The sequence below is a fragment of the Xanthomonas sp. DAR33341 genome, assembly GCF_003992815.1.
In the GTDB taxonomy this organism is placed as follows: Bacteria; Pseudomonadota; Gammaproteobacteria; order Xanthomonadales; family Xanthomonadaceae; genus Xanthomonas; species Xanthomonas cissicola.
In genome coordinates this window covers 99272-118034 of record NZ_QEYV01000011.1, presented here as the reverse complement: position 1 = coordinate 118034, position 18763 = coordinate 99272, and the positions used below count along the sequence as shown (strand labels likewise).

Genomic DNA, 18763 nt, shown 5'->3' with positions numbered 1-18763 from the left:
GCCTCAGGCTGCTGGGGCGCGGCAAAAGGTGGACGGCCTGGAGGTGCAGTGACGGTTGTTCACCCATGCGGCGCGCGGCGGCGCGGCTGGGATTGCGGTCGTCTCAGGCTGCTGGGGCGCGGCAAAAGGTGGACGGCTTGGAGGTGCAGCAAACGGCAATTCACTCGTCCGGCGCGCGGCGGCGCGGCTGGCACTGCGGTCGCCTCAGGCTGCTGGGGCGCGGCAAAAGGTGGACGGCCTGGAGGTGCAGTAACGGTTGTTCACCCATGCGGCGCGCGGCGGCGCGACTGGCACTGCGGCCGCCTCAGGCTGCTGAGGCGCGGCAGAGGCAATAAAACTGCCGAGGCACTGGCATCAAGGATTCGCTCATTCCAGGCACAACGATGCCATCGCAACGACCTGCCAACGCTGCGCACCGCTTCAGAACGCACCACGGCCCACTCTCACATGACCACAGTGGAGACAGCCACTGGCAAGGCAACGCATGGACACGAACTTCTGGTTGGAACGTTGGCAGCTGGGACACACCGGCTTTCATCAGCAAGAGGTGTTGCCGCTGCTGCAAAAGCACTGGCACGCGCTTGATTTGCCGAAGGAATCGCGCGTGCTGGTGCCCCTGTGCGGCAAGACGCTGGACATGCACTGGCTGGCGTCGCAAGGCCATCGCGTGCTTGGCGTGGAACTGTCGCCGCTGGCGGTGACGCAATTCTTCGATGAGGCAGGCCTTCAACCGCAACGTCACACCAGCGCTGCTGGCGAGCATTTCATCGCCGGCCCGATCGAGATCATCTGCGGCGATGCATTCGCGCTGGACGCCAGCGTGCTGGCGGACTGCACGGCCGTCTACGACCGTGCAGCACTGGTCGCGCTACCGGCCGAACTGCGCCAGCGTTACCTGCAAACGGTCTATGTGCAGTTGCCCACACACTGCCGCGGCCTGCTGATCACCCTGGAATATCCGCAGGCAGAAAAGGCCGGCCCGCCATTCTCGGTGGACGCAACGCACGTGCATGCACTTTTCGATGCTGCCTGGCAGGTAGACCAGTTGGAACGGCGCGACATCCTCGATCAGGAACCACGCTTCCGCGATGAAGGTGTCACTGGGTTGTCGACTGCCGTCTATCGCCTGCAACGCCGCTGAAACGGCCGTCGGATGTTGCACACCCATCACGTCGCAATTGCATGGCTTGCATGCGGCGAGCGCCGCCGGCTGATCAGGCCAGCGCGGCATTGCCCCATGCGGCAGGCCTGCAACAAAGCACGTCAAAACCTACTCCTGCAGCCGGCTGCAGGAGTGGCAGGCAGGTCGCACAGACCATCGTCGGGAATGGCCAGGCACGCGTACTTCATGCCGAGCCGGTTCACGCTGCGTCAGCCCGCCAGTCAGCCAGTCGACTGGGCAGCGTCGTTGCCGGCTCAACCGGCGACGTGGCCCTTATCGATCTTCGAGGTCTGGTACAGCTCCAGCCCGATGCGCTTGATCAGGCCAAGCTGCTGCTCCAGCCACCATGCATGATCTTCTTCGGTGTCCTGCAGCTGCTTGAGCAGCACGTCGCGGCTGACATAGTCGCCATGTTCTTCGCACAGCTTCATGCCGGCAGCGAGCGCAGCGCGCACTTCGTACTCGACCACCAGGTCGCGCTCCAGCATTTCGACCACCGTCTTGCCGGGGGTGAATTCGGCCGGGCGCATGTCCGGGTCGCCTTCCAGGAACAGGATGCGCCGCAGCAGCGCGTCGGCGTGCTCGGTTTCCTCTTCCATCTCATGGTTGATGCGCTCGTACAGCGCCATCAGGCCCTGATCCTCGTACCGGCGCGAATGCAGGAAATATTGATCGCGTGCCGCCAATTCGCCGCGCAGCAGCTGCTTGAGGTAATCGACGACTTCGGGATGGCCTTTCATGGTGTGCTCCAGCGACGCAATGCGCGCATGGTGCCCTAAGCGGACAGGCAATGATCTAATCGGAATCACTTTCAGTTGCGCTTGCGGCCAGACCCGCCACGGTCATGTCCGCCGGCCACACTTTCACCGGGCTCCAAGGAACCGACAATGCGTCAATGGCTGGGTAGGCTGCTGCTGGGAATCGGGTTGCTGGTCCTGGCGGCCAGCCTGGGACTGTATCTGTTGATGCGCGGCAGCCTGCCGCAGTTGGATGGCGACAGCGCGCTCAGCGGCCTGGCTGCGCCGGTCAACGTGCAGCGCGACCGGCTGGGCGTGGTCACCATCGATGCAGCAAACCAGCTCGATGCGCTGCGTGCGCTCGGCTACGTGCATGCGCAGGAACGCTATTTCGAGATGGATCTGATGCGCCGCGCACCAGCCGGCGAGTTGTCCGAGCTGTTTGGCGCCAAGGCCGTGGACCTGGACAAGCGCAACCGCGTGCATCGCCTGCGCGCGCGCGTGCAGGCCAGCCTGGATATCGCCACCGGCAGCCAGCGCACCGCATTGCAAGCGTATACCGATGGCGTCAATGCAGGACTGGCAGCACTGCGCGTGCGACCCTGGCCCTATCTGCTGCTGCGCCAAACACCGCGTGCGTGGACGCTGGACGACTCCATCCTCACCGGCCTCGCGATGTACGCAGACCTGCAGGACAGCGACAACCAGACCGAGCTGGCCGCCGCGCGCATCCGTGCCGTGGTGCCCCCTGCGCTGGCGGCACTGCTCGACCATCAGGGCTCCAGTTGGGACGCGCCGTTGTTCGGGCCGCCACAAGGCGATGCCAGCGTGCCGGATGCGGCCACGCTGGACCTACGGCGTCTACCGCATCCGCCTGCCGCGCCACACGCGGAAACGCCGACGCCGGGCAGCAACAACTTCGCGGTGGACGGCAGCCTCACCGCCGACGGCCGCGCCATCGTTGCCGACGACATGCACCTGGGCCTGCGCGCGCCCAATATCTGGTTCCGCGCACGGCTGCGCTATGCAGACAGCAATGCGCCCGAGGGCAAGGTGGATGTCACCGGATTCACCCTGCCGGGTCTGCCGGCGGTGGTCGTGGGCAGCAACGGGCATGTGGCTTGGGCATTTACCAACAGTTACATCGACACTGCGGATTTCGCGCGTATTCCCGCACCTACACCGGGTCACCCGCAAGCACTGACCAGGCACGTGGAAACCATCCGCGTGGCGGGCGCAGCGCCGGTGCAGTTCGAGGTCAGTGAAGCGGCGTGGGGACCGGTATTGCACGTCAACGCCGACGGCAGCGCGCTGGCATTGCGCTGGGCGGCGCAGTTGCCCGGTGCGATCCGGTTGGACTTCGCCCAGATGAGCACGGCGGGCGATCTGCAGGCGGCGTTTGCGGTGGCCGACCGCTCCGGCATTCCGGCGCAGAACCTGCTGCTTGCCGATCGCAGCGGGCGCATCGCCTGGCGCCTGATCGGCGCGCGCCCCGCGCGCAATGCCGGGTGCGGCCCGAGCGGGATTGCCGAATTGGCGACATCGACGCCCGCACCTGAGGCAGCATCCAGCGCACCTGCAGAGGCGGCTGCAACGCCTTCGATGTCGGGCACCTGCCTGCCATGGTCGCTGCGCAGCGATGCTGCGCCTGCGTTGATCGATCCGCCGTCGCACCGGCTCTGGACCGCCAACAACCGTATCGTCGATGCGCAACAACTGGCCACGCTTGGCAACGCAGGTTACGACCTTGGCGCGCGTGCGCAGCAGATTCGCGAGGGTCTTTTCGCAAAGCAGCGCTTCAACGAACGCGATCTGCTCGCCATCCAGCTCGACGATCGCGCCGTGCTGCTCACGCGCTGGTGGCAACTGCTGCGTAGCGTGGTCGAGCACAGCAAGGACCCGGCACTGCAACAGATTGCACACGTCACGCGCCACTGGGATGGGCGCGCCTCGACTGACTCGGCCAGCTATCGCATCGTGCGCCAATTTCGCAGCAAGACCATCGAGGCGGTGGAAGCCGGCCTGCTGGCACCGGCAAAAGCCGCACTTGGCGCGGAGTTCCTGCCGCCACGTCGCGCGCAACTGGAGGGCATCGTCTGGCCGTTGCTGCAACAGCGCCCGGCCCACCTGTTATCGCCCGCCGTCGCTAGTTGGGAGCAGTTACTCGACGATGCCGCGCGCAGTGCGCAGTCAGACCTGATTGCTGAAGACGCACAAAGCGAACCGCGCGGCCAGCACACCTGGGGCCAGCGCAACACCGCCGCCATCTGCCACCCCATCGCGCGTGCACTGCCCGCCCTGGCCAAGCGCTGGCTCTGCATGCCGTCCGATCAACTGCCGGGCGACCGCGACATGCCGCGCGTGCAAGGCCCGGCCTTTGGCGCCTCCGAGCGCATGGTGGTTTCGCCCGGCCACGAGCAGGACGGCATCGTGCACATGCCCGGCGGCCAGAGCGGCCACCCGCTCTCGCCGTTCTGGGGCGCGGGGCACGACGATTGGGTGCATGGCAGACCCACACCATTTTTGCCCACTGCCACGCGTTACACGCTGCAATTGCGTCCGCAGTAAGAGCGGGCGGCAACGCAGCTGCGCAGCGTCCAGCGAAGAAGGAGGAAGACGTTCGAGCATCGCTGCTCCACAAAGCGCCTCTCCCCTTGGGGGGGGAGGTTACGGGCACCACGCACTACTGATTAGTGCGCAATGTGACCCTTCGCGCGCGCCCATCAGGCTTCGCACCCGCCTTCATCCGCCCTTCGGGCGCCCTGCTCCCCAATGAAGGAGACGATGTCCCGGCGGGGGAAGGGAAGCTGTGCACGCATGCCTTCTGCATTTTGCGCGTTCTGCATCTTTCGCATCTCGGATGTATGGATCCGCACACGTGCGCGCGTGCGCGCGTGCGCATGCATCCTCCACCAAGCATGGCGCCCGGCACCTCGGCGACCTCCATGATCAAGCAAACACATCATGCTAAGATGCATTTGATAACCATTCCCATTAGTGACCAATGCGCCCCACGCTTCTTGTCACCGCGCTCGCCGCTGCGCTCGCTCTGCACACCCTGCCCGCCTTCGCTCAACACACCACCACGCCAGCCGTGACCGAGCTGGATGGCGTGGATGTCATCGGCCGTGCGCAGACGCTCTACAAGTCCGAAGACGCCGCTGTTGCCACGCGCACCGATACCCCGCTGGCGCTGGTGCCGCAATCGGTGCAGGTGCTGCCGCGCGAGTTGATCGACGACCAGGCCGCGCGGCAGATCACCGATCTGTATCGCAGCATCAGCGGCATCAGTTTCTTCAGCTATGCCGGTGTGACCTTGCGCGGTTTCCGCCAGGAAAACGTGCTGTACGACGGCCTGCGCGGCGACCCGTATGCCGGGTTCTCGGTGCCGCAGCTGTTCAACATCGAACGCGTGGAAGTGCTCAAGGGTCCAGCCGGAGCGCTGTACGGCGGTGGCGAACCCGGGGGTGTGATCAACTATGTCACGCGCAAGCCCGGTCATCAGGCGGCGCGCCGCATCGAACTGCAGCTGGGCAATCAATCCTTCGGTGCAGCCTCATTCGAGGCCACCGGCCCTGCGCGCGAAGATGGCCGCATCCGTTACCGCATCGGCGCCTATGTCGATGGCGAAGACGGGTTTCGTTGGAATACCGACAGCCAGAGCAAGATCGGCGATGCGTCGGTAGCCTTCGATCTGGGCGATACCGGCGAGCTCACCCTGCAATATACCGACATCACCCAGAACCTGGGCGGCAACCGACTGCGCGGCGTGCCGGTCGATAACGACGGCAACTTCCTCACCGACCGGCGCTGGAACCACAACGAACCTACCGATTTCCTGGACATGCGTGCCAAGGTGGCGCTTGCGCAGTATCGGTTTGCACCGTCCAGCGCGTGGGAGGTGGACATGGCGCTGCGCTGGTTCAAGAACCGAGAGCATCAGATCTATCACGAGCCGATGGGTCTGATCGACCGCGATCGCGACGGCACCGCCGAATGGATGACCCGGCAGCTGCGCAATCAATACCGCGACAACGATGCGATCTCCAGCAACGTCAACGCGATATTCCGCACCAGTACCGGGGCGATCGAGCACAAGCTGCTGATGGGCGCGGACTACTACCGGCTGGACGCGGATTTCCGCGCGCAAACCGCCAACACCGCAGACACCGGACGCGTGCGCGGCCCGGTGCCTGGCATCGATTTGTTCAACCCGGTATACGGCCGCAGCGGCTTCTACGATTACGGTTTGGGTGCCCTGCCCTGGCGCGCCACCAGCACGCGCAGTCAACGCTACGGCGCATATCTGCAGGACGAACTCACGCTGACGCCGCGCTGGTATGCAATGGCGGGGCTACGCTGGGACGGCTTCAAGGACGACAACCTGCTGAGTGGTTCGCGCGTCACCGGCAACGATGTCAGTTGGCGCGTCGGCAGCACCGTGGTGTTACGCGATGGCATCAATGCCTACGCAAGCTATGCCAGCGGTTTCCTGCCGCAGGACGCGGCCAATCAGGACAGCAGCGTGGGCGGACCGTTCGCACCGGAACGCAGCACGCAATGGGAAATGGGCCTGAAGACTGCGCTGAACGATGGCGGACTCACCCTCAATACGGCGTTGTATCGCATCGAGCGCAGCAACATCGTGCAGGCGAACGGACGCGTCGTCGAGGGTGTCAATCAGCTCTCTGCGCTTGGCTTGGTGCGCAGCGAAGGACTCGAAGTCGACCTGCTGGCCGACCTGACCGAGCGCTGGGTGCTCAATCTCACGTATGCCTACAACGATGCACGTGTGCTCGATGCAGGCACCAATGGCATCACCAATGCCTCTGGCGATCGCTTCGCCAATGCACCGCGCAACACCTTCGGCCTGTGGACGCGCTACGACCTGCCGATGTGGCGCTCGGCGATCGCCTTCGGTGCCGACTACGTGGGCGAACGCGTCAGCCTGGATGGCCAACGCGTCAAACCGTATGCCATTTACGACATCAGCTGGCAGACGCAGTGGGACGCGTGGAAACTGCAGATCAACGTCAAGAACCTGTTCGACAAGGTCTATGCGGCGAGCGGGTTCAATACGCGCGCCGGACACTTCCCCGGCGAGCCGCGTCGCATTTACGCGCAGCTGGCTTACAGCTTCTGACGAGCGCGCAGCGAATATGTGGCGCGCCACCAGCCAGCTGCGATGGCAACGCAAACAGCGCATCGCGCCTGCGGTTGCCACCCGCTCAAACACGTGTTTCTTTCTGTTGGAAGGACAGAGCGCGCCTGGCCCGCTCTACCGATTGCAGGTGCAAAACAGCTGTAAACAAGCGCAAGTCGTGGCTTGAAACTGCGCCCCCGTGCAGTGCAAGGCAAATCGGGCGCTGACTGCACGGCGTTTCGCTTGCAATGTGATGCAGGTCAGCGAAGCGACCTCTCGCAATGGGAAAAACAGCCTCGACTGCAGCAACGTAATGAACCTGCGCCGAATCGCGCGGCTGCGCATGGGCTGGAACTTAACGTCCGGTGGGACACACTAGAGTCCGTCGCGAATGTGGAGTCTTGCTCCGCACATCGCCCTCCTCCCCCCACTGACCGGAATCCGCATGCCTTTGCTTGCCCGCTCCGTTTCCGCCCTGTTGCCACTGATGTTTGCCACTGCCTGCTCGGCCGCGCCGCCAGCCAAATCCGGCCCGCCGGATGCGCCAGTGGCTGCATGCACCGCCAAGGTACGTCCTGGCCAGGACCTGCAGAAAGCCATCGACAAACTGCCGCAAAGCGACAAGCCCACGGTACTTTGCCTGGAGAAAGGCGAGTTCCCGCTCAATGGCTTGGTATCGATCCATCGCGGCAACTTTACCCTGCGCGGCCAGGGCCCCAGCACCATCGTGCGCATGGCCGACGGCGTGCAGCAGCCGGTGCTGGTGGTCGGCGATTACGAAAACCAGCAACCCACCGGTGTGATCCGCAACGTCAGCATCGAAGACATGCAGATCGTAGCGAGCACAGGCGATAAGGAGTTCATGCCCGAGCGCCCCTACCTGAGCAACAGCGCGGTGGTGGTGCGGTCCGGGCAAGGCATTCGGCTTGCAGGCCTGCAGGTCAACAAGTGCCGCAGCGCGTGCCTGCTGAGCGAGTACGACACCCGCGAGATCACCATCGAAAACAACGATGTGTCGGGCGCAATCTGGGACGGCGTCTCGTTCAACCGCACCGCCAAGGTCACGATGGTCAACAACTATATCCACGACAACGTGGCCGCCGGCCTGACAACCGAACACCTGGAAGACAGCGAGATCCGCAACAACCGTTTCGAACGCAACGGCAGCCAGGGTATCTATCTCTCCGATGCGCGGCGCAATCGCTTCAGCAACAATCAATTCGATGGCAACAAGGTGGCCGGCGTGTTTTTGGCCTGCGCGATTCGTTATCGCACACCGGAAATTTTGTGCTGGGACAACAGCATGAGCCAGGACAACGTCTTCGAGAACAACCGTTTCGCCAACACGCCGTTTACCTACACCATCGGCGTTGACCGCGCGGCCAACTGCACGTCGGCCGACTTCAAGCCGAACCTTTGGCGCAATAACCAGGCCGACATGGCGGGTGTGGATATCGATCCGCAGCGCTATGGGTACTGCGTGCGGCACGAGCAATAAGACGCGCCAGTCAACGCAGCGGCCGGCCGTGCAGCGATGCATGCCGGCCGCTGCAGTGACTGCAGCCTTACGAAGCCAGCGCCTGCGCGTGCACTCCTGTAATCGCGCGGCCCGATGGGTCGGCCATCGCGGCAAAACTCGCATCCCAGGCAATCGCCGTTGGCGACGAGCAGGCGATCGACTTGCCGCCCGGCACGGTTTCCGCCGCCGCCTGGCCAGGGAAAAACTGCTCGAACAAGCTGCGATAGAAATACGCCTCCTTGGTCTGCGGCGGGTTGACCGGGTAGCGTCGGTCGGCGGCGGCGAGTTCGCGGTCGCTGACCTGCGACTGCGCATGCGCCTTCAGCCCGTCGATCCAGCCGTAACCCACGCCGTCGCTGAACTGCTCTTTCTGACGCCACAGGATGGATTCGGGCAGGTAGCCGGCAAATGCCTCGCGCAGTACGCCCTTCTCCATGCGCGTCGCCCCGCTGCTGGTCTTGTCGACCATCTTGAACCTGGCATCCATGCGCATCGCCACATCCAGGAATTCGCGGTCCAGGAACGGCACACGTGGCTCTACGCCCCAGGCCATCATCGACTTGTTCGCGCGCAGGCAATCGTAGTTGTTGAGCGCGTCGAGCTTGCGTACCAGCTCTTCGTGGAATTCGCGCGCATTCGGTGCCTTATGGAAATACAGGTAGCCGCCGAAGATCTCATCGCTGCCTTCGCCGGAAAGCACCATCTTGACGCCCATCGCCTTGATCCGCCGCGCCAGCAAGAACATCGGTGTGGAGGCGCGAATGGTGGTGACGTCATAGGTTTCGATGTGGCGAATGACGTCGGGCAATGCATCCAGGCCTTCGTCGAAGGTGTATTCGAAACCGTGATGCACCGTGCCGAGCGCTGCGGCGGCCACTTCGGCCGCGGCCAGATCTGGCGAGCCCTTCAAGCCGATCGCGAACGAATGCAGGCGCGGCCACCAGGCTTCGGTGATGTCGTTTTCTTCGATGCGGTGACGAGCGTAGCGCGCGGCGACGGCCGCAACCAGCGAAGAATCCAGTCCACCGGACAGCAATACACCGTACGGCACATCGGTCATGAGCTGACGGTGCACGGCGCGCTCGAAGGCTTCGCGCAATTCCTGCAGTTGCACCTGTACACCTTCCACCGCGCCGTATTGGCGCCAGGCGCGTTCGTAGTAACGGTTCAGTGCGCCGGTGGCGCTGTCGTACCAATGGCCCGGCGGAAACTGCGCCGCATCGGCACAGTCGTCCACCAGCGATTTCAGTTCCGACGCCACACGCAAACGGCCTTCGCGATCATGCCCCCAGTACAGCGGCACCACACCGATCGGGTCGCGCGCGATGATGACGCGCCCTTCCGTCTTGTCCCACAGCGCGAATGCAAAGATGCCGTTGAGGCGGTTGAGATACGAAGCCGGCGTATCTTCGCGATACAGCGCATTGATCACCTCGCAATCGGAGCCGGTCTGGAACGCGTACGGCTGCAGCAGCTCCGCCTTGAGTTCGCGATGGTTGTAGATCTCGCCATTGACCGCCAGGGCGAGCTGCCCGTCTTCGGAGAGCAATGGTTGCGAGCCGCCGGCCGGATCGACAATGGCCAGCCGCTCGTGCACCAGGATGGCGCCGGTATCGACGTAGACGCCGCTCCAGTCGGGCCCGCGATGACGCTGCCGCTGCGAACATTCCAGCGCCTGCCGGCGCAGCGCCTGCAGGTCGTCACCGGGTTGCAGGCCGAAAATACCGAAGATGGAACACATGGAAACACTCCTGAAGAACTGCGTGGATTGGCGGCCGGTAAGAGCGTGCTGCACGGATCGACACCCATAAAAAAAACCCGCATCGGCCGATGCGGGTTTTTCTGGTTCCTGGGCGTTTGGTGGACGTCGCCTAGTCGCAGACCCGCATCGGCCGCGCACGATTATTCGCGCGCAGAGTGTTGCGGTTGGCGTTATTGAGATTGGCGAGGCGAATGACCATGTCGCCGACGCTAACGGTTCGGCTGCACCGACGCAACTGTTTCAGTGGCAACAACGGCGTCTGCGTGGCCCGCTCACCCGACCAGCAGGCGCTCGATCAATTTGCGATACAGCGCCGGTAGCGCTTGCAGGTCGGCCACGCGCACATGCTCGTCGACCTGGTGGATGCTGGCATTGACCGGGCCCACTTCGATGCACTGTGCGCCCAATGGCGCGATGAAGCGCGCATCGGAGGTGCCGCCACCGGTGCTTTCTTCCGGCGGCGCGCCGGCGAACTCGCCCAATACCTCACGTGCAACGCTGCGCAACCGCCCTTCCGGGGTGTAGAACGGCTCGCCGCTGCGGTGCCAGCGCAGCGCATAGTCCAGCGCGTGCCGATCGAGCAGCGCGGTGATTTCGGCCTCCAGGCGCGGCGCGTCCCAGTGCGGGGTGTAGCGCAGATTGAAGGCCACCTGCAGCTCGCCAGGAATCACGTTATTGGCGCCGGTGCCGGCATGGATGTTGGAGAGTTGCAGGCTGGTGGGCGGAAAGCTTTCGAAGCCGTCGTCCCACTGCCGCGCCACCAGTTCGGCCAGCGCAGGCGCTGCCAGATGGATCGGGTTGCGCGCCTTGTGCGGATACGCCACATGCCCCTGCACACCCTTGACGGTCAACGTACCGGACAGGCTGCCGCGACGGCCGACGCGCAACAGATCGCCCAGGCGCTCGGTGGACGACGGTTCGCCGGTGATGCACCAGTCGATCGTTTGCCCGCGTTCGCGAAACACCTCGGCAACCCGGCGCACGCCATCGATGGCATCGCCCTCTTCGTCCGAGGTCAGCAACACCGCCAGCGTGCCGGTATGGGATGGATGCGCAGCGACGAATTGCTCTGCGGCGACGACGAATGCGGCGACGCTGCCTTTCATGTCCGCCGCACCACGCCCATACAGCACGCCGTCGCGGATCTGCGGATCGAACGGGTCGCTGGTCCACGCCTCGCGCGGGCCCGGCGGCACCACATCGGTATGCCCGAGCAACACCAGCACCGGCGCACCGCTGCCATGGGTTGCCCACAGATTCTCGACCTCGCCCAGGCGCAAGTGCTCGCAGCTGAAGCCGGCTGCGCGCAGGCGCTGCGCAGTCGCGGCCTGACAACCGGCATCCGCCGGCGTTATCGAGGCACGTGCAATGAGGTCACAGGTCAACTCCAGCACATCGCTCATGAAACGTCACCGCAATAGAGCCGCATCTGCGGCGTTGATGGAGGGATTGCGTCTGCATCGATCGGCGTATTTTGGTCGCTGTTGCAGCGGTTGCAGCGGTTGCAGCGGTGGCAGCTAACCGGTTTGAAGGCAATCATCGCGTCATTGCCTGCGCGACGTCGAACGGCTTGCCCAGCGGATGAGCGCGCGATCAGCGTGCGAGACGTAACGCGTCGCGACGATAGCGGCAACACGGTCCGCGGCACCGTCGAAAACCGCAGTCGCTTAGCCAATGCCGAATAGCTTCTTGAAGCCGTTATCGGAAAAGCCCTGATGCAAGGCGCCATCGTCGGCGATGACAAGCGGCCGCCGGATCAGCTGCGGGTACTCGCGCAGCAACAGCTTCCATTCGGCTGCACTGCCCGCCGCCTTGCGGTTGTCCGGCAACTGCCGCCACGTGGTCGAGGACTTGTTGATCAACACATCGAATCCACCGACCTGCTCCGCCCACTCCGCCAGGGTCTGCGGCTCCGGCTTGTGATCGCGATAGTCGACAAACGTATACGCCACACCAAAACGATCCAGCCACTTGGTGGCTTTCTTGCAGGTATCGCAGTTTTTGAGTCCGTAGAGCGTGGTCATGCGAAATATCCCCAAGGGCGGTGCAGAGCCCCTCGCTTATCGAAAGGGGTTGCGATGGAACTGCGCGCGAAGCGACCGGCAAGCGACTTGCAAGCGCGTTGGGACGCGCGTGTCATTGCAGCAACCGAGCGCGGCAAAGGCGCATCCTTGGCCGGCGCTGCGCGGCAGCTGTTGCGGATGCGAAATGGATTAATCCGCCAGACCGCGCAACAGTTCGTTGACGCTGGTCTTGCTGCGCGTCTTGGCATCCACCTGCTTGACGATCACCGCGCAATACAGCGAGTGCGAGCCGTCCTTGGAGGGCAACTGCCCGGACACCACCACGCTGTACGGCGGCACATAGCCGTAAGAAATCTCGCCGGTGGCGCGGTTGTAGATGCGTGTGCTCTGGCCGATGAACACGCCCATGCCGATCACGCTGTGGTGCCCGATGACCACGCCTTCCACCACCTCCGAGCGCGCACCGATGAAGCAGTGATCTTCGATGATGGTGGGACTGGCCTGCAGCGGTTCGAGTACGCCGCCGATGCCGGCGCCGCCGGACAAATGGCAGTGCTTGCCGATCTGCGCGCACGACCCCACGGTAGCCCAGGTATCGACCATGGTGCCTTCGCCGACATAGGCACCGATGTTGGTGAAACTCGGCATCAGCACCACGTCCTTGCCGAAGTAACTGCCGCGACGCGCCACCGCACCCGGCACGACGCGCACGCCGGCCTTGCGGAATTCGGCTTCATGGAAGCCGGCAAAGCGCGATTCCACCTTGTCCCAGAACGGCGCTGGCTGGGCGTCGATCACTGCCATCTCGTTGACGCGGAAATACAGCAGCACCGCTTTTTTCAGCCATTCGTTGACGGTCCAGCCGCCCTGCCCGTCCGGCTCGGCGACGCGGAACTGCCCGCTTTCCAGTCCGTCGATCACGCGGGTGACAATGGCACGGGTGGAACCGTCGATCTCGTCCATGGTCAGCGTGGCGCGCCGTTCGAATGCGCTTTCGATGCCCAGTTTGAGTTCGTCGCTGCCGACCTGCGTGGAGGCGCTGTGCACGGCCTGCTCGGCAATCGGCAGCTTCTTTGCCGCAGCGGCCTTCTTTGCGGCCGGTGCAGCAACCACCTTGGTCGGCTGCCTGGCCACGCGCGGTGCAGCGGAAGTCGCGGTCTTGCCGCCAGTCTTCTTTGCAACGGTTTTCTGGCTTGCTGCATCAGATGCAGCAGTCTTTTTGCCGACAGCGCCCGCTGCCGCGCCCTGCTTGCCGACGCCAACACCTGGCTCGGAGTCGGCAGCAGCCGGCACCTTGGCAGCCTTGCCGCTCGGAGCATTCGCGCGCTTGGACGCTGCGTTGGTGGTGGTCGCGCTCTGCTTGGGCGCGGTTTTCTTGCTGGTGGCCATGGGGGTCTCCGGAGTTGCTAGCTAGACAGGGTCAAGGCAGGCGCACAACGCATCGCGCAGCGCCTGCCGGGCGGATTCGGACAACGGGCGATCATGCTCGTCGGTGATCTGGAACTGGTCTTCGGCACGCTCGCCGAAAGTGGCGATACGCGCGTCGTGCACGCGCAGGTGCTGCATGCGCAACACGTGCGCGACATCGGCGAGCAGGCCGGGGCGGTCGGGTGCGACCAGGCTGATGCGGGTGCGGCGGCCGCCGGCGCTTTCGCTGAACTCCACCCGCGGTGCGAAGCGGAAATGCCGCAACTGGCGCGGCACTGCACGGCGCGCCGGGCGCACCTTCTGCAGATCGCCGGCCAGTACCTGGCGCAGCGTTGCCGCCAGCCGCTGCGGGTCGCCGTCGGCATAGGTCTCCTGCGGCAACACTTCGAACACGTCGAAGATCGCATCGTGTGGCGCGTCCAGTACACGTGCGCGATGGATGCCGTAGCCCTTGCGATCGAGCGTGGCCACAATGGCCGCAAACAGCCCGTCGCGGTCCGGCGAATACACGAACACTTCCAGCGCGTCGTTATCCGGCACCGCGCGACGCGCCTTGACCAGGGTCTGGCCGATCTCCACTTCGATCAGCGAGGCCGCCTGCCACGCCAATTGCTCGGGACGGAAGCGCAGAAAATTCTCGTCCGGCATGCCGGCGAATTGCCGGTCGATGGTGACGTCGTCATGCCCTTGCGCCTGCATCAAGGTGCGCGCCGATTCGCGCGCTTCGCGTAGCCGTTCTTCGCGCGGCGGCGGGTGTTCCAGGCCCTCGCGCAACGCGCGACGCGCAGCGAAATACAGATCCGCCAACAGCCGATCTTTCCACGCGTTCCACAACTTGGGACTGGTGCCGGCGATATCGGCACAGGTGAGCAGGTACAGATAGTCCAGACGCTCGCGGGTGCCGACCAAGGTCGCGAAACGATGGATCACCTCCGGGTCGGAAATGTCCTGTTTCTGCGCGGTGACCGACATGCGCAAATGCTGCTCCACCAGCCAGGTCACCAGCTCGGTATCGCCCTCGCTCAAGCGATGCGCCAGGCAGAACGCGCGCGCATCCACCGCGCCCAGTTCCGAATGATCGCCGCCGCGGCCCTTGGCGATGTCGTGGAACAGGCCCGCCAGCAACAGCAGTTCCGGCTTGCGCAGACGCGGCCAGACTTCATGCGCGATCGAGAAACGTTCATCGGCACGGCCTGCGGCAAACAGCGCAATGTTCCGCAACACCATCAAGGTGTGCTGGTCCACCGTGTAGACATGGAACAGGTCGAACTGCATGCGTCCGGAAACGCTGGCGAATGCCGGAATCCACTGGCCCAGCACGCCCAGCCGCGCCATGCGATTGAGCGTCTCCACCGCACGCGGGCCGCGCAGCAACGCCATGAAGCGTTCCCGGGCGGTCGCATCGGCAACCTCGTATGCCGGCAGATCGCGCAGGACCTCGGCCAGCGCGCGCGCGGTCAGCGAATGCAGTCCGCGCACCTCGCGATGCGCGGCCCATTGCGCAAACAGCGCGAACACCTGCAGCACATCGCCGTCCGGCCAGCTCTCGGTGTCGGCGGCCAGATAGCCGCGGCGCAGGCTGAAGCCGCCGCCCAGCGGCTCCGGCGTCGCTTCGCCATCGAACTGTTCTTCGAAGCGCTGCAACAAGCGGTCGCTGATGCGGCGGATCAACGCAGCGCTGCGATAAAAGCGCTGCATCATTTTTTCCACGCCCAGGCTTTCCGGGTCGTCGGCGAACCCCAACCGTTCGGCCAGGGTCTTTTGATAATCGAACCGCAGGCGCTCTTCCGGCCGGTTGGCCACGATGTGCAGACCGAAACGCAGACGGGCAAGCTCTTCGCGCTCGCGACGCAACGCGGCGGCTTCGTCGAAGCCGACATGGCCCAGCCCGACCAAGGCCTCAAGGTCCTTGACCCCGAACGCGCGCAAGGCCATCCAGCCCAGCGTCTGCAGATCGCGCAGACCGCCGGGGCCGTCCTTGATATCAGGTTCGAGATTATCGGCGGTGTCGCCGAAGCGCTGATGGCGCGCCAGCAATTCCTCGCGCTTGGCCTGGAAGAAATCGCGCGGCGGCCACACCTGCGGCGGCGCGATCGCCGTGGCCAGCGCAGCGCGCGCCTGGGCGTCGGCCACCAGCGCGCGCGATTCGATCAAGGCAGTGAGCACGGTCTGGTCGGCCGCCGCAGCGGTGCACTGCGCCGGCGAGCGCACCGCGTGACTGATCGGCAGGCCCACATCCCAGAGCAGCGCAAACAGGCGCGCCAGGGCCTGCTCGTGCTGCTGTTGCGCGGCGGTGTCGCCCAGCACCAGCACATCCACATCCGAGCGCGGAAACAATTCGCCACGTCCATAGCCGCCGACCGCATGCAGCGACAAGCCGCTATCGGCCGGAATACAGCGCATCCAGGCATTGCGCATCAATTGGTCGACCGCGCGTGCGCGCAACGCGACCAGGCGCTCGATCGGCTCACCCTGATCGAAGCGTTTGCACAGGCGCATGTCCGCATGCACCAGCAGCGGACGGGCCTGCGCGGCCCAGTCCGCGTCGCCGGCGACGCCCGGGTCGGGTCGCTCCGCCGGCGTGTCCGTCATACCGGCGCTGGCGAATTGGCCGACAGCGTCAACACATCCACGCCGTCTTCGGTGACCGCAACCATGTGTTCCCACTGCGCAGACAGCTTGCGGTCCTTGGTGACCACGGTCCAGCCGTCGGGCAGCGTCTTATGGTGATAGGTGCCTTCGTTGATCATCGGCTCGATGGTGAAGGTCATGCCCGGCTTGAGCACCAACCCTTCGCCCGGGCGGCCGTAATGCATCACCTGCGGCTCGTCGTGATACACCTTGCCGATGCCGTGGCCACAGTAATCGCGTACCACGCTGAAGCGCTCGGCTTCGGCGAACTTCTGGATCGCATGGCCCACATCGCCCAGCGTGGCACCCGGCTTGACCGCCCGGATACCGCGCCACATCGCTTCATACGTCGTTTCGACCAAGCGCTTGGCCATCACCGACGGAGTGCCGACGTAGTACATGCGGCTGGTGTCGCCGTGCCAGCCGTCCTTGATGACGGTGACGTCGATATTGACGATGTCGCCGTCCTTCAACACCTTGGCCGCACTCGGGATGCCGTGACAGATCACGTTGTTGACCGAGGTGCACACGCTCTTGGGGAAGCCGCGATAGCCGACATTGGCGGGAATGGTGCCCTGCACGTTGACGATGTGGTCGTGGCAGATGCGGTCCAGCTCGGCAGTGGTCACGCCCGGCTTCACGTGCGGTGCCACCACATCGAGCACCTCGGCGGCCAAGCGGCCGGCGACGCGCATCAGTTCAATTTCTTCTTTGGTTTTCAGATTGACGCTCATGGCCGCGATTATCGCCGATCCGGGCTGAATCTGAACGACCCGCGCCTGCGTTTTTTATGAGACGCCGTGGGTCGCCTCAAGCGGACCGCACAGCAAAAAACCGGCGCGGCCTCCCATTCATGCGTGACGCAGTGCACTCAGCGTCAAAACTTGCCTTAACGAAGCCATCCGTAAGACATCGCACTTTTACGATTAAAACGAGTGAAGACAACTAGATAGCGCGTGAATTCGGCGTTATGTTTGGCACAGCTGATGCATTGCAGGGAAGGCGACGACTCGTCGCGTCATCAATGACCAGAACGGTCAAGGAAATGTCCATGCGCACTGTCCGCCCTGTCCTGCTGTCGCTCGGCCTGCTCTCGACCATTGGGATGGCGAGCGCGGCAGACACCACCACTTTCAACGTCAAGATCGCGGTCACCAAGGCCTGCACGATCACCGCTGCGTCCGCCACGGACGTCGACTTCGGCTCGGTGCTCTCGACCTCGACCGCCAATGCGGACGCCAACGGCAGCGTGACCGCCCAGTGCACCGCGCTGACGCCGTACAACATCGCATTGAGCGCGGGCAGCAATGCCGGCACCGCCAACGACGTCACCACCCGCCGCATGAAAAATACCGACGCGCTGGTGACCACCAACAACTACATCGCCTATCAGCTCTACCAGGATCTGGGCCGCAGCACGGTCTGGGGCAGCACCACCGGCACCAACACGCTCAGCCGCACCGCCACCGGCCTGAATCAGGTCTACCCGGTCTACGGTCGCGTGACCAACCCGTCGGCCAACAACCCCGCGACCGGTAATTACCAGGACACGATCACTGCCACGATCGTCTATTGAGTCCGCGTATGCCTGTGCATCACCGCCCGTTGTCACGTTTACCGGTCTGGCTGATGGCGGCCGGGCTGGCGACGGCGCTGGTCATGGCCAACGGCGGCTTGTCGAGGCCGGCGCATGCCGCCAGCCTGCAGTTGGCCCCTACATCGCTGAGCCTGAGTGCCCAGCAGACCGCCGACGGCCTGTGGCTGAGCAACAGCGGCAGCACGCCTGTCCAGGTGCAGACCCGCGCCTATCGCTGGACCCAGCGCGATGGGCAGGATCAGCTCGACCCCACCCAGAATCTGCTGGTCAGCCCGCCGATGCGCACCCTGGCCGCTGGCGAACGCCAGTTGATCCGGGTCATCCGCGCCGGGCCTGCCCCGAGCGGGCAGGAGCAGTGTTACCGCATCATCGTCGACGAGCTGCCCAGCGCCGATGCCGACCGCAAAGGCATGCAGTTCGTGCTGCGTTATTCGGTGCCGATCTTCCTGCTGCCGCCGGGCAATACCGAACCGTCGCCGGCCCTGAGCGCGCAGGTGGTCGCCGGCAGCGATGGCAAGGCGCAGATCCAGATCAGCAACACCGGCACCGGCCATGCGCAGGTCGCCGACCTGCGGCACCAGGTCGATGGCGCAACCAAGACCGCATTGAACGGCTTGGTCGGTTATGTACTGCCCGGGCAGACCATGCGTTGGTCGCTGGGTGCGCCGCTGGCGCAGTTCGGCCGCGGCACCATCATCGCAAGGATCAATGGTGAGGCTGACGAACGTACTTTGTTGGCCGCGCCGACGGCGCCTTGATG

12 protein-coding genes and 1 pseudogene are annotated in these 18763 nt (G+C 64.5%); 6 read left to right on the top strand and 7 right to left on the bottom strand.

The genetic code is table 11. The features are described 5' to 3' along the window. The first annotated feature begins 484 nt into the window (after positions 1-484). On the top strand, positions 485-1141 hold the full coding sequence (locus EO156_RS01955; RefSeq protein ID WP_011050914.1) for a thiopurine S-methyltransferase: 657 nt from the start codon (positions 485-487) through the stop codon (positions 1139-1141). A 275-nt stretch (positions 1142-1416) separates the two neighbouring features. On the opposite strand, the gene bfr is transcribed toward EO156_RS01955, so the two are convergent. Continuing rightward, positions 1417-1902 (bottom strand): bacterioferritin, encoded by a 486-nt coding sequence (gene bfr / locus EO156_RS01950; protein ID WP_003485327.1) that lies wholly within the window; start codon positions 1900-1902, stop codon positions 1417-1419. 147 nt (positions 1903-2049) lie between these two features. On the opposite strand from bfr, the gene EO156_RS01945 reads away from it, so the two are divergent. The 3 genes from EO156_RS01945 (at position 2050) to hpaM (ending at position 8540) form a co-directional block, all read left to right on the top strand. Further along, on the top strand, positions 2050-4467 hold the full coding sequence (locus EO156_RS01945) for a penicillin acylase family protein (RefSeq protein ID WP_016851380.1): 2418 nt from the start codon (positions 2050-2052) through the stop codon (positions 4465-4467). A 436-nt stretch (positions 4468-4903) separates the two neighbouring features. Beyond that, positions 4904-7042, top strand: a complete 2139-nt coding sequence (locus tag EO156_RS01940; protein ID WP_016851378.1) for a TonB-dependent receptor — start codon at positions 4904-4906, stop codon at positions 7040-7042. Positions 7043-7487: 445 nt separating this feature from the next. After that, positions 7488-8540: a type III secretion-associated outer membrane-bound protein HpaM gene (gene hpaM, locus EO156_RS01935; RefSeq protein ID WP_005911745.1), complete on the top strand. Its 1053-nt coding sequence runs from the start codon at positions 7488-7490 to the stop codon at positions 8538-8540. A gap of 67 nt (positions 8541-8607) precedes the next feature. Here hpaM and asnB read toward each other — a convergent pair whose 3' ends face one another. From asnB to map, 6 genes and pseudogenes are all read right to left on the bottom strand, one after another. Further along, a complete protein-coding gene (gene asnB, locus EO156_RS01930) occupies positions 8608-10302 on the bottom strand; it encodes an asparagine synthase B (RefSeq protein ID WP_016851376.1) in 1695 nt (564 codons plus the stop codon). Positions 10303-10595: 293 nt separating this feature from the next. Further along, entirely contained in the window at positions 10596-11726 is a 1131-nt protein-coding gene (gene dapE, locus EO156_RS01925; RefSeq protein WP_016851375.1) for a succinyl-diaminopimelate desuccinylase, read from the bottom strand. Between the two features lie 264 nt (positions 11727-11990). Then, a complete protein-coding gene (locus EO156_RS01920) occupies positions 11991-12347 on the bottom strand; it encodes an arsenate reductase (RefSeq protein WP_003485342.1) in 357 nt (118 codons plus the stop codon). A 189-nt stretch (positions 12348-12536) separates the two neighbouring features. Then, positions 12537-13736 (bottom strand): 2,3,4,5-tetrahydropyridine-2,6-dicarboxylate N-succinyltransferase, encoded by a 1200-nt coding sequence (gene dapD, locus EO156_RS01915; protein WP_015472351.1) that lies wholly within the window; start codon positions 13734-13736, stop codon positions 12537-12539. Between the two features lie 24 nt (positions 13737-13760). Continuing rightward, a pseudogene (locus EO156_RS01910) lies at positions 13761-16367 on the bottom strand ([protein-PII] uridylyltransferase); the annotation flags it as partial. After that, entirely contained in the window at positions 16364-17140 is a 777-nt protein-coding gene (gene map, locus EO156_RS01905) for a type I methionyl aminopeptidase (RefSeq protein ID WP_008576697.1), read from the bottom strand. The pseudogene EO156_RS01910 and the gene map, both read right to left, overlap by 4 nt. Positions 17141-17430: 290 nt before the next feature. Here map and EO156_RS01900 point away from each other — a divergent pair, with 290 nt between their 5' ends. Continuing rightward, entirely contained in the window at positions 17431-17982 is a 552-nt protein-coding gene (locus EO156_RS01900; protein WP_016849731.1) for a spore coat U domain-containing protein, read from the top strand. An 8-nt stretch (positions 17983-17990) separates the two neighbouring features. Then, positions 17991-18761 carry a molecular chaperone gene (locus EO156_RS01895; protein WP_016849732.1) on the top strand — a complete coding sequence of 257 codons (771 nt, stop codon included), beginning with the start codon at positions 17991-17993 and terminating at the stop codon, positions 18759-18761. The last annotated feature ends 2 nt before the right edge of the window (positions 18762-18763 follow it).

What these genes read in the sequence shown, in the direction of transcription:
- dapE (WP_016851375.1), bottom strand. Translation starts at nt 11,726, where the DNA reads ATGAGCGATGTGCTGGAGTTGACCTGTGACCTCATTGCACGTGCCTCG.
- map (WP_008576697.1), bottom strand. Translation starts at nt 17,140, where the DNA reads ATGAGCGTCAATCTGAAAACCAAAGAAGAAATTGAACTGATGCGCGTC.
- dapD (WP_015472351.1), bottom strand. Translation starts at nt 13,736, where the DNA reads ATGGCCACCAGCAAGAAAACCGCGCCCAAGCAGAGCGCGACCACCACC.
- EO156_RS01945 (WP_016851380.1), top strand. Translation starts at nt 2,050, where the DNA reads ATGCGTCAATGGCTGGGTAGGCTGCTGCTGGGAATCGGGTTGCTGGTC.
- EO156_RS01955 (WP_011050914.1), top strand. Translation starts at nt 485, where the DNA reads ATGGACACGAACTTCTGGTTGGAACGTTGGCAGCTGGGACACACCGGC.
- bfr (WP_003485327.1), bottom strand. Translation starts at nt 1,902, where the DNA reads ATGAAAGGCCATCCCGAAGTCGTCGATTACCTCAAGCAGCTGCTGCGC.
- EO156_RS01900 (WP_016849731.1), top strand. Translation starts at nt 17,431, where the DNA reads ATGACCAGAACGGTCAAGGAAATGTCCATGCGCACTGTCCGCCCTGTC.
- EO156_RS01920 (WP_003485342.1), bottom strand. Translation starts at nt 12,347, where the DNA reads ATGACCACGCTCTACGGACTCAAAAACTGCGATACCTGCAAGAAAGCC.
- EO156_RS01940 (WP_016851378.1), top strand. Translation starts at nt 4,904, where the DNA reads ATGCGCCCCACGCTTCTTGTCACCGCGCTCGCCGCTGCGCTCGCTCTG.
- hpaM (WP_005911745.1), top strand. Translation starts at nt 7,488, where the DNA reads ATGCCTTTGCTTGCCCGCTCCGTTTCCGCCCTGTTGCCACTGATGTTT.
- EO156_RS01895 (WP_016849732.1), top strand. Translation starts at nt 17,991, where the DNA reads ATGCCTGTGCATCACCGCCCGTTGTCACGTTTACCGGTCTGGCTGATG.
- asnB (WP_016851376.1), bottom strand. Translation starts at nt 10,302, where the DNA reads ATGTGTTCCATCTTCGGTATTTTCGGCCTGCAACCCGGTGACGACCTG.